The organism is Actinoplanes sp. NPDC051861 (genome assembly GCF_040681145.1).
GTDB lineage: Bacteria > Actinomycetota > Actinomycetes > Mycobacteriales > Micromonosporaceae > Actinoplanes.
Map to the genome: position 1 here is coordinate 51,510 of NZ_JBFAYE010000012.1, position 11,400 is coordinate 62,909.

Annotated in this window: 8 protein-coding genes; 3 read left to right on the forward strand and 5 right to left on the reverse strand. The window is 72.9% G+C overall.

The genetic code is table 11. The annotated features are described in order from the left end of the window. Positions 1-36: 36 nt before the first annotated feature. Positions 37-633 carry a dihydrofolate reductase family protein gene (locus AB0M02_RS27815; RefSeq protein WP_364231783.1) on the forward strand — a complete coding sequence of 199 codons (597 nt, stop codon included), beginning with the start codon at positions 37-39 and terminating at the stop codon, positions 631-633. Here the strand turns inward: AB0M02_RS27815 and AB0M02_RS27820 are convergent. The 3 genes from AB0M02_RS27820 to AB0M02_RS27830 form a co-directional block, all read right to left on the reverse strand. Next, a complete protein-coding gene (locus tag AB0M02_RS27820) occupies positions 559-2,823 on the reverse strand; it encodes an EAL domain-containing protein (RefSeq protein WP_364231786.1) in 2,265 nt (754 codons plus the stop codon). The two genes, AB0M02_RS27815 and AB0M02_RS27820, sit on opposite strands and share 75 nt — an antisense overlap. A gap of 191 nt (positions 2,824-3,014) precedes the next feature. Beyond that, complete coding sequence (locus tag AB0M02_RS27825; protein WP_364231787.1) at positions 3,015-5,120, reverse strand: hypothetical protein; 2,106 nt, start codon at positions 5,118-5,120, stop codon at positions 3,015-3,017. A 2-nt stretch (positions 5,121-5,122) separates the two neighbouring features. Further along, positions 5,123-5,515, reverse strand: a complete 393-nt coding sequence (locus tag AB0M02_RS27830; RefSeq protein ID WP_364231788.1) for a hypothetical protein — start codon at positions 5,513-5,515, stop codon at positions 5,123-5,125. A 378-nt stretch (positions 5,516-5,893) separates the two neighbouring features. Between AB0M02_RS27830 and AB0M02_RS27835 the strand changes: the two genes are divergently transcribed. Together AB0M02_RS27835 and AB0M02_RS27840 are read left to right on the forward strand one after the other, a co-directional pair. Next, positions 5,894-6,676, forward strand: coding sequence for a hypothetical protein (locus AB0M02_RS27835; RefSeq protein WP_364231791.1), 783 nt, complete (start codon positions 5,894-5,896; stop codon positions 6,674-6,676). 110 nt (positions 6,677-6,786) lie between these two features. Continuing rightward, on the forward strand, positions 6,787-8,913 hold the full coding sequence (locus AB0M02_RS27840) for a hypothetical protein (protein ID WP_364231793.1): 2,127 nt from the start codon (positions 6,787-6,789) through the stop codon (positions 8,911-8,913). 317 nt (positions 8,914-9,230) lie between these two features. Here AB0M02_RS27840 and AB0M02_RS27845 read toward each other — a convergent pair whose 3' ends face one another. After that, a complete protein-coding gene (locus tag AB0M02_RS27845; RefSeq protein WP_364231795.1) occupies positions 9,231-10,454 on the reverse strand; it encodes a VCBS repeat-containing protein in 1,224 nt (407 codons plus the stop codon). A gap of 38 nt (positions 10,455-10,492) precedes the next feature. Then, positions 10,493-11,386, reverse strand: a complete 894-nt coding sequence (locus AB0M02_RS27850) for an ABC transporter ATP-binding protein (protein WP_364231798.1) — start codon at positions 11,384-11,386, stop codon at positions 10,493-10,495. Between the last annotated feature and the right edge of the window lie 14 nt (positions 11,387-11,400).

Consider the following 11,400-nt stretch of genomic DNA (forward strand, 5'->3'; position numbering starts at 1 on the left):
GGGTGCGACACTTTCACCACCAGTCAGGGGAGCGACATGGCCTTCGTAACCGCCGCGATATCCGTCTCCGCCGACGGCTACGCCGCCGGGATCAACCTGAGCGCCGACAAGCCGTTCGGTGACGGCCCGGTCGACCAGCTGCACCGATGGATGTTCGAGACTCCCGACGAGAACAAGGAGATCATCGACGAGCTGGTCGGGGCCGACGCGTTCATCATGGGCCGCAACATGTTCGGCCCGATCCGCGGCGAGTGGGACCTGTCCTGGGAGGGCTGGTGGGGACCCGAGCCGCCGTATCACAAGCCCGTCTACGTGCTGACCCACCACGCGCGTGCGGACCTGGCGATGGCCGGCGGCACCACGTTCCACTTCGTCACCGGCGGCATCCACGACGCCCTCGATCAGGCGCGCGCGGCCACCGGCGACGGGACCATCGCCATCGCCGGCGGCGCCGCGACCCTCAACCAGTTCCTCGCCGCGGGGCTCGTCGACCAGCTGACGCTCACCGTCACGGCGGTCACCCTGGGCGCCGGGCAGCGCCTGTTCGAGGGTGTCCCGTCACTGCGACTCGAGCAGATCAAGGTCCGCCCCGTGAGCCTGGCCACGCACATCACCTACCGCGTGGTGCGCTGAGATCGCGTCGAGCGCGCCCGGATAGCCGAACAGGAAGCCCTGCCCCACCGAGCAGCCCAGCTCCATCAGCATCTCCGCCTGCGCCGGGTCCTCGACACCCTCCGCCACCGCGGTCAGCCCGACGGCGGCGAACAGCTGCCACAGCGTGCCGAGGATGTGCACCGCCGCCGGGTCGCGCGCGATGTCCTGCACGTACGTCCGATCGATCTTGACAATGTCCGCCGGGAACCGGTGCAGGTGCCGCAGCGACGCGTAGCCCGTGCCGAAGTCGTCGATCGCGATCCGCACCCCGCCGGCCCGCAGCCGGACCAGGGTGGCGATCACCTCGGACTCGTCGGCGATCGCGCTCTCGGTCACCTCCAGGACCAGCTGGCGGGGGTGCAGCCGCGCCTCGGCCAGCGCCGCCGCGACCAGGCCCGGGAACTGCGGGTCGGCCAGCTGGAGCGCCGAGACGTTCACCGACAGGTACGCCTCCCGGCTCCCCGGCCACGTCGCGAACTCCGCGCAGGCCCGCCGCAGCACCAGCATGCCGAGGTCGCCGATGAGCGCCGCACGCTCGGCGACCGGGATGAACACCTCCGGAGCCACCACGCCGAGTGAAGGATGGTTCCAGCGGGCGAGCGCCTCCACACCCACCACCGCGTGGTCGCCGAGCCGGACGATCGGCTGGAACGCGACGTCCATCGCACCTTCGGCCACGGTCTGCTGCAGTGACGCCCGCAGCAGCAGCTCCCGGTCGAAGCCCTGCCGCATCGAGGGCTCGAACACCGCGTACGCGTTCTTCCCCCGCGCCTTTGCCGCGTACATCGCCAGATCGACGTTCTTGTGCAGCTCCTCCGACCGGGTCGGCCCGTCGGCGACCGCGATGCCGACACTGGCCCGCACCTGGACTGTCCGCGCGCCCACCGGGAACGGCTCGTGCAACCCGGTCAGCAGCCGGTGCGCCCGCTCGGGCAGCCCGTCGACACGGGACGTGAGCACGGCGAACTCGTCCCCGCCCAGCCGCGCAACGGTGTCCGGCTCGGCGAAGCAGGCCCGAAGCCGGCCGGCGACCGTACGCAACACCACGTCACCCGCGTCATGCCCGAGCGAGTCGTTGATCATCTTGAAGTCGTCGAGGTCGAGGTAGAGGATCGCCGCCGGCTCCCCCGAGCTCAGCGCCCCGTCCAGCCGCTCGGTGAACAGCGCCCGGTTGCCCAGCCCGGTGAGCGGGTCGTGGTACGCCTGGTGCCGCAGCCGCCGGGTGAGCGTGGAGTTGTGCAGCAGCGTCGACAGCTGCCGCAGCAGGATCAGGATCATGCCGGCCATCAGCGGCACCGCCTCGGCCGCGTCGATGTGCACGCCGGCCACCGTCAGCACGGCGATGACCGTCGCGGCCAGCCCGAACGGCACGTACGGCAGCACGATCTGCCAGACCGCCATCACACCGCTGTCGTCGAACGCCATCGGGCGCCGCGACGCCAGCCAGCCGGCCGCCGCCAGCGACGCGAACGCGATGAACCAGCCGCTGTCCGAGGGCTGGCCGGTGACGTACGTACCGGCCGACGTGTCCAGGGCGAACAGCGTGTCCGCCACCGTCATCCCCAGCACGCCCATGATCAGCAGCAGGCCGATTCCGCGCCCGCCCCGCCGGGTCCGCGCGGCCAGCAGCACCGCCACCGTCGCCAGCACGATGTCGCTGACGGGATAGGCCAGCGACACCACGAACGCCAGCTTCGAGTCGGCGCCGGCCTCCCACACCTGCCGCACCGTCAGCGCCCAGCCCACGACGAACAGCGCGCACCCGGCGACCATGCCGTCGAGCAGCACGGTCAGCCGCGAGCCCATCGACGTCCAGCCCGAGATCAGCCACAGCCCGGCCGTCGCGAGCACCGGGAACAGCAGGTAGCCGACGTCGGCCATCGAGGGGAACAGCACCTCGGCGTGGGCGACGAGTTCGTTCCAGGACCAATAGAGGTTGCCGAGACCCCAGCTCAGACTGCCTCCGGCGAGCAACGCCCAGCCAGGACGCCCGGTTCCGGCGGCGCGGCGTGCTGCCGCGAGACACGGTATCGCGGCAAGGCACGCCATCGCGCTGCTGACCAGCTGCGTGTAGGGCGCCATCGGCCCACCGGCGAGCACGACGATCGGCACACCGGTCGCGAGGCACAACGCAACCAGCGCGATCAACAGCCGCTGCTGACGTATCACCGCGGTCTCATCGGTCCGATCTTCCCGGACCTAAGGCATAAAACCCATGCAAGGGTACGCGAGATCGCGTCCCGCTCCGGAACGACTCGCGACCACCTGCCGGGTCCGGGCCGCAGCGCGGCTCACGCGCCCAGTCGGTGGTCCCGGCCGTCGTTCATCGTGGGTGGTCAAGGCCGCATCGCAGCCGCCGGCTACGTCGGCAGCTGCGGGTAGGTCACCGGCGCGGGCATACGCTGCTGGCGGGGCAGCCGCCGGTACATCCGCTGCCGTTCCAGGGCGATCCAGTCCCGCCCGTCCGCCGCGACCGCCTCCAGGATCCGCAGCGCGCTGGTCACCCCGGCCGCGTCCGACGCGAGTTCGGCGAGGCGCTCGGCGCTCTCCCGTACGTGATCGATCGGCTCGTCCCCGAAGTCGTCGAGCAGGACCCGGATCGTCTGGCCGTTCACCAGTGCCAGCTGGAACGCCTGCCGCGTCACGATCTTCTGGGGCAGCGGGCGGCCGTAGTCGTCGACCACCGGCGTCTCCCGCCCGTCGTCGAACCGCAGGCCCACCTCGGTCACCTGGACCGACCCGATCGCGTCGTAGCGGAACGTGGTGCGCCGCTCCGCGGAGAAGACACCGGTGGCGAAGTCGATGCGGGCCTGCACCTGCCGCACCCCGCCCTCGGTCAGCAGGAACAGCAGCACCGTGTACGCGGAGTGCCGGAACGGCCCGCCCACGTCGCGGGCCCGCCGGCTGCGCGGTGCCGCCTCGGTGAGCGCCAGGTGGGCCAGGATGTCGCGGTTGGTGAGCCGGTAGTCGCCCATCACCGCGCGCTTCCAGAACGCGATGTCCAGGCTCAGCCAGCGGCCCATCTCGACGTCGGTCGGGCGGTCGGCCAGCCACTGGGTCCAGCGTTCGTGTGCCGCGCACTCGCCCCGGTGGCGCTCGTCGAACTCGGCGGTGTCCAGCGCGATCCGGCGGCGCTCGCCGTAGAGCGCGATGCCGCCACGATGCGCGTACCGGCCGCCGAAGAAGAGCAGCGGGCCGGCCACCACGAGCGAGCAGACCGTCAGCGCGTTCATCGTCAGCAGCACCACGACCGCGGCGGCGCCCAGCGCGGCGAGGCCACCGAGCAGCGCGGGTGACATGCTCCCCGGCTGGTGACGCCGCCGGAAGTCGTCGAGGGTGCCCTCGCGCCACCGGCACGCGATCTCGTCGGCGTGGTGGTGCACGAGCCATCGCACCGCGTCGGCGCGGGTGCCGCGTACTCCGTACAAATCAATCATGTCGCCCTGAAGGGCGACCCGGAGTCCATGCGTGTCCCGCCAGAAAGCGTCCCGTAGATGCTGCTCGCGCGGCTGCTGGCCGGAGAAGGCCGCGTCGATCATCTCGGTGATCGAGCCGGCGAAGTCGCGGCGCAGCGAGTCGCCGCCGGGCCCGAGGAACGCCGGCCGGCTGCCCTGACCGAACTCGGCCTCCTTCGCGGCCCGGCGCCGGCTCAGGAACGCCCGCTCCAGACCGTGCCGGATCACCGCCCAGCCACCGCCGGCGAGCAGCGCGAAGACCACCATGGCGGCGATCACGCTGGTCGCCGCGGCGGCCTGGATCAGCATCGCCGCACCGGCCAGCACCATCGCGCCGCCACCCGCGAGCTGCAGCCAGGTCGACTCGGCGGCGGCCGGACGGGCGATCTTGGCGACCGGCGGCACCGGGTCGGGTTCGAAGAACTTGGGTACGCGGACCGCCCGCTCGTAGGCCATCCGCTCGACCCGCACGTGCTCGGCGTTGAGCCCCTCCACGTGGTCCTGGGCCATCCCGGACAGCGTGTGGCTCAGGTGGCGCTCGATGTCCTGCCGGTCGCTGTCCGGCAGGCCCGCGTACTCGTGCAGCGCCGCACTCAGCGCGTGTGCCGCCGGCTGACCGTCCGGCCCGACGTCGAGCAGCGCGTTCACCAGCATCCGCAGGATCGCCACGCACCGCCACCAGCGCCCGCTCGGATGCCGGTCGGCCATCGCGAACGCCTCGTCGAGCAGGCGCACGTCGCTCTCGCCGAGGCCGGTCAGCGACCGCCCGCTGAGCAGCGACAGCACCCAGTAGTACGCGATCTCGGCCGAGCTCATCCCGTCCTCGGCGACCAGCGCCTGCAGCCGGCGGCGGGCCTCACCCGGCGAGCCGCCCTGCAGGTAGTGGATCGCCACCCGCAGCTTCTGCTCGGGCGGGGCGGCCGGCGCGGCCTGATAGACGTAGGCGTTGCCGTGCAGCACGCCGACCTGCAGCCCGACGTGCGCGTCGCCGTCGGCGGAGTTGTGGTACATGTTCACGAGGACAGGCCCTCGATCGCGGCGATCACCGCGCCGGCGAGCCCGCCCAGCCCGGCGACACCGTCGAGCATCCCGCCGAGCCTGCGCATCGCCCGGACGGCCCGGCCCGCGTCGGGCTGCGCCAGCGCCTGCCGCGTCACCCCGATCTCGTGCTCGGCGTCCATGAGCGTGCCCTCGTCGACCTCGCCGCGCTGGAACGCCTCACGGATCGCCGCGGTGAGCCGCTCGATCTCCGTTGCGGCCGCGCCGCCGGGCAGTGCTCCGACGGTGACGGTGCCGGTGTTCTTTCCGATCTGCACGCCGACGTGGGCGTTGCCGGAGACGGCGTTCTGGAAGTACTCCGGCCGGATGGTGGGGACGGCGGGGCCGCCCTGAGGAGAACTGGACATCATCTGCCTTCGGGCATGTGTTCGTGGAGTCGGTCGTCACGCCGCGTGTGTTCGCGGAGTCGGTCTTCACGCCGCGTGTTCGCGGCGTCGGTCTTCACGCTGGCGTGTGTTCGCGGAGTCGGTCGTCGCGCTCGGCCGGGAGCACGGCCATTCTGTCCCGGGAAGGCCGTCCGGCAACCCGGGCGGACGTCCCAACCGGGAGCGCACCCACGCTGACCTGCGGCCCGCCGAAGTGGATTCCCCCGATCGAGGGTCCACCGTCCCCGCAGGTCTCGACCGTGTGGAGTCTGTGCCAACCCGTTTTCCCGACCCGTTCCGGGCACCGCACCGCTGCTACCTTGCCCAGCGGGGCGAGCGGGGTGTCGGTGGGAGGACCGGGTGCGGACGCGGGCGGACGTGGTGGTTCTCGTGCTGTCGGGCGCACTGTCCGCTCTGGTCGGCAACCTGCTGACCGACACGCTCAGCGTCACGCCCGGCTGGCGGGTCTGGCTCACGCTGGCGTTCTGCGCGCTCGTCGCCCTGACCGTGACCCTGGAGCTGCGCCGCGAGAACGCCACGGCCGGCCGGCACCGCTCCCCGGACGCGGAGACCACCATGGACCTCGTGGCGCCGGCTCCGGATCGGGCGCCCTCTCGCCGTTCGCGCGTGGCGGTCGCGGTGGGGGCGACGGTCGTCGTGGCTGCTGCGGCGCTGTTCACGGCTGGTCCGCAATGGTGGGCCTCGCAGGGCCAACCCCATGCCGCGCCCAGCACCCGGACAAGCGCCGCACCGCCCGGCAGCGTCCCGCCCAGCAGCCTCCAGCCCAGCACCGTCCCGCCCAGCACCGTGCCGCCGACGCTTCGCACCGCGCCGGGGCGTGCGCAGCCGGAGGCCGTCGCCTACGCGTTCGCCGCGGCGTGGGTGAACCACCGGGACATCACCGCCAAGCAGTGGCTGAGCCGGTTGAGCCCCAACGCCACCGCCGCGCTCACCGAGCAGCTCACGGGCGTGGATCCGGCCACCGTGCCGGCCGAGCGCGTGACCGGACGCCCGAGCCTGTACCCGGTGACCGAGACACAGACCGACGTGGGCATCGCGATGGACTCCGGAATGCTCACCCTGCGGCTGGTCGCGCCCGACGGCGGATGGGTGGTCGACGGCCTGGACTGGGACGCCACGTGAGAGCCCTCGCCGGCTCGGGCTGAGTCCGGAAGCCGACGTTCGGTCGGCGGCCGCCCGCTCAGCGGTCAGGATCGACAGAGCGGGAGGCCGGCAGCCACGAAGGGGGAGACGTGGCCGCGGAGGACGAGTCGGCGGAGTCGCTGTGGGAGTGCGGCTCCTGGGCCCTGGAGCACGAGGGCGACCTGACGAACGCGCGCCGCTGGTTCGACGCGTCCTACACACGGGCTGAGCGGGACGGCGATGTGCCCGCGATGGCCCGCGCGGTGCTCGGCGCGGGCGGCATCTGGGTGCACGAGCACCGTACCGCCGTGGCCGCCGGCCTGTTCGAAGCCCGCCTGGCCCACGTGAGCGCCCTGCTCGCCCCCACCAGCCACCCCGACCTGGCGCTGCGGTTGCGTGTCCGCACAGTCGGCGAGTCCGCCTACCGCTCCGGCCGCCCGGACTCGATCCTGGCGCTGCTCGCCGAGGCACGCACCTCCCCCGACCACACCGCCCGGCACGAGGCCCTGAGCATCGCCCACCACTGCCTGCTCGGTCCCGAGCACGACGCCGCCCGCCGCCGCCTGGCGAGCGAACTGATCGGGGAGGCGGCCCGCACCGGCTCCCCCGGCGCCGTGACGATGGGCCTGCTGTGGCAGGTCGTCGACCTGTTCCTGGCCGGCGACCGGCACGCCGGCCGGCGCCTGACCGAACTGCGCGAGCTGCTGGCCGAGTGCCCGCACCTGGCCGCCGGTTTCGTGGTCGAGGCCGTCGACGTCATGCTGGCCGTCCGCGCCGGCCGCCTCACCGACGCCGAGCACCTGGCGAAGCAGTGCTACGAAACCGGTCTGAAGGCCGGCGACGCCGACGCCCCGGCCTGGTACGCCGCCCAGCTGGTGGCGATACGCTGGTACCAGGGCCGCCTGCCGGAACTGCTGCCGGTGCTCACCGAGATGCTGAACTCCCCCACCCTCAGCCCGATCGACAACTCGATCCTCGGCGCCCGCGCGGCCGCCGCGGCAACGGCCGGCGACCACCGCGCGGCCGAGAACGCCATGGCCGCCCTGCGCGGACCCGGCCTGGAGCGCCTGCCGCACTCATCGAGCTGGCTGGTCATGATGTACGCCTTCGTCGAAGCCGCGAACCTCCTCGGCAACCGCCCCGCCGCCGCACGTGCCCACGAGCTGCTGCGCCCCTTCGCCCACCTGCCGATGATGGCCAGCCTCGCCGTAGCCTGCTTCGGTTCCACCGAACACGCCCTCGGCGTGGCCGCGCTGACCATGGGCGACGCCGATCTCGCCGTGACACACCTGCGCGAGGCGGTCCACCGCAACCTGGCCCTCGCCCACTGGCCCGCCGTCCACGCGTCCCGCCACCGCCTCGCCGAGGCCCTCACCCTGCGCGGCGCCCCGGGTGACGCGGCAGCCGCCCTGTCCCAGCGCGCCGCGGCCACCCGGACTGACCCCACCTCCCAGCACGCCGCAACCACCCAGGGCAACACCACAGCCGCCGCAGGTGCCGGCGCTGCCGCAGGTGCCGGCGCTGCCGCAGGTGCCGGCACTGCCGCAGGTGCCGGCGCTCCCGTAGGTGCCGGCACTGCCGCGGGTCCCGGCGCCGGCGCGAGTGCCGGCCCTGCCGCGGGTGCCGGCGCTGCCGCTGCCGCAGGTGCCGGCGCTGCCGCAGGTGCCGGCGCTGCCGCTGCCGCAGGTGCCGCGGGTTCGGCGGCGGGTGGCAGGGCCGTCTGCTCCCGCGAGGGCCGCCGCTGGCGGATCGAACTCGGACACCGCGCGGTCCTCGTCGACCACATGGTCGGCCTGCTGCACCTGGCCGTCCTCACCGCCAACCCCGGCACCGAGATCCCCGCCACGGACCTGGTCGCCGGAGTGGGCGCCGTCGCCCCGCCCCGGCCCACCTCCGCCCAGCCGCTGCTGGACGAGAGCGCGCTCCGGCGTTACCGCGCCCGGCTCGCCACCCTGCCCGCCGAGATCGACGAGGCCGGACGGCGCGGCAACCACGAGGCCGCCGCCACCCTGGAAGCCGAGCGGCGGTGGCTGCTGACCGAACTGGGTACCGCGACCGGCCTCGCCGGGCGGCGCCGCCCGTTCACCGACGACGGGGAACGCGCGCGCCTGGCCGTGGGCCGGGCCATCCGTCGTGCCACGGCCCAGATCCGCCGCGCCGACCCCGTCATCGGCGAACACCTCTCCGCCGCCGTCCACACCGGCGCCCGCTGCTGGTACCAGCCCGCCGGCCTCTAGTTCCCACCTCCGAGACGTCTTCAGGCCCCATCCGCCAGCTCGGCGGTCCCACGAGATCCGGTTTGCGGCCCAGCGCCACGGGTGTTCGCCACAGCGCGGAAACTCACTGTCACCAGCGCCGCAGTGAGTTTCCGCGATCCCGTGTTCCGGGGTTGGCGGGCCGCGCGCCAGGGTCCATGGCGAGTCCCGCGGGCGGCGGCAGAGCGGGCAGCGGCAGGGCAGGCGGCGGCAGCGCGCGGCGGCTCTGCTGATCGCCGGCGACGACTACGCGCCCTAGTACAAGCCGCCACCGCCGCCACGACTCCAGAACACGGTGTCTAGACGAACACGCCGTTCTGGTTGACCCCGGTCCAGATGCCCTGGTCACCGAAGCCCACGATGTCCGGCCGCCCGTCCCCCGTGATGTCCGCGAGGAAGCGGGGGTTCTCGACGACCTTCCACTGCCGCGACGCGCCGAACTCCGGGCTCGCCAGCCGCATCGTCTCGAACCCGCCGTTGGTACGGCCCAGAAGCGTGAACACGCCCGGGTCGCCGAATCCGACGAGGTCGCTGCGGCCGTCACCGTTGAGGTCCGCCGCCATCCGCAGGTGCCGGGCGTCGAACCACTTGTTGACGAACCCGAGGTCGCTGAGTGCGAGCACGTAGTTCGCGAACGTACCGTCACCACGGCCGCGCGCGACATAGGTGAAGTCGTTGAAGAAGATCAGGTCCGCGAAGCCGTCCCCGCTGACGTCCGTGACCAGGCTCGGTGCCACCGTGCCGCCCGACCGTGGCCAGATCCCGCCGCCGAACTCCTCGGCGTCGTACAGTCCGGCACCCGACGCCCGGAGCGTGAGGAACGTGTTCGGCGAGCCCTGTGTGCTGCTGATCGCACCCAGGATGTCCGCGCGCCCGTCACCGGAGAAGTCCGCGATCGTGAACTCCGTCGTGAAGCCCAGGCCGTCCCGCACCGGGAACACGCCGGACACGAAGATCGGTGTGCCGAACCGGCCGTCACCGCGGGCGAGCGCGACCTCGATCCGCCGGTCGCGGATGCAGAACAGGTCGCTGCGGCCGTCGCCGTCGGCGTCCGCCACCTTGCGGATCGCGCACGCCGAGGTGGTGAACGCGGTCGACACCTGAGTGATCGGGCCGAACGCGCCGCCGCCGGTGGAGACGGCCGTGAAGACGCCGTTCTCGCGGATGCCCACGATGTCCGCGCGCCCGTCACCGGTGATGTCGGTGACCACGCGGTCGTGGCCGTCCACCCGCCATCCGGTCGTGATCGCGAAGTCGTTGCTGACCTGCCGGGGTGCCGCGAACGTCCCGTCGCCGACGGCGACCGCCGTGTGCACCCCGGTGAAGAAGAATCCGACGACGTCGGCGCGCCCGTCGCCGGTGACGTCAGCGACGGCCCGCACGTGCCGGGTGCTGTCCCAGCCCTGCTCGATGCCGAAGTCCCGCATGACGAAACGCTGCGCGGCGGCCGGTGTCGCCGCGACCACCGTCACCGAGGCCACGCCCACGGCCACGGCGGTCGCCCATCGAACTGTCGCGTGCATGTGTTACCTCCCGAGTTCTCGCCGCCCCGCGAGCGGCGTCACCCGGTAGGTGTTCCATCCCGTTCCATGCCCGTTCCGGCGACGGCGGCCAGGTAGCCGTCCTCCAGGCCGGGCTCCACCGGGCGGGCGCCGGGGCTCGGCGCGGCGGGCGCGACGATCCGGTAGCGCATGCCGTTCTCGTGCGGCAGCGCGGAGACGACCGTGCCCTCGGCCGGTGCCGGGCCGTCGGTGACGACCGACCAGACACGGCCCTCGGCGCGGCGGGTCAGCTCGTCGACGGTGCCGCGGAAGATGAGCCGCCCACCGGAGAGGACCGCCACCTCGCGGCACGTCTGCGCGATGTCGTCCACGATGTGTGTGCTCAGCAGGACGGTCCGGCGGCCGGCGAACTGAGAGAGCAGCGTACGGAACCGGATCCGCTCCTCCGGGTCCAGGCCCGCGGTCGGCTCGTCGACTATCAGCAGTTGCGGGTCGGCGAGCAGCGCCTGTGCGATGCCGACCCGCTGCCGCATCCCGCCGGAGAACCCGCGCAGGCGGCGGTCCGCGTGCGAGGTCAGCGCGACCACTTCGAGCAGTTCCCCCACGCGACGGCGGCGAATCGCCCGGTCGTCCATGCCCTTGAGCAGTGCCACGTAGTCCAGGAACTGCCGTGCCGTCAGGTCGGGATAGACGCCCAGGTCCTGGGGCAGGTATCCGAGCTCGCGCTGCACGGCGGTGCGCCCGGCGGCCGTGGCGAGGTCGTGCCCGCCCACGACGACCCGCCCGGACGACGGCCGGGCGACACCGGCGAGGATGCGCATCAGCGTGGTCTTGCCGGCGCCGTTCGCCCCGAGCAGGCCGAACATGCCGGTGGGCACGACCAGGTCGAGACCGTCCAGCGCGGCCACGCCACCGCGATACGTCTTCGTCAGGCCGGTGATCTCGATCCGCATGGGGGTTGCCTCTC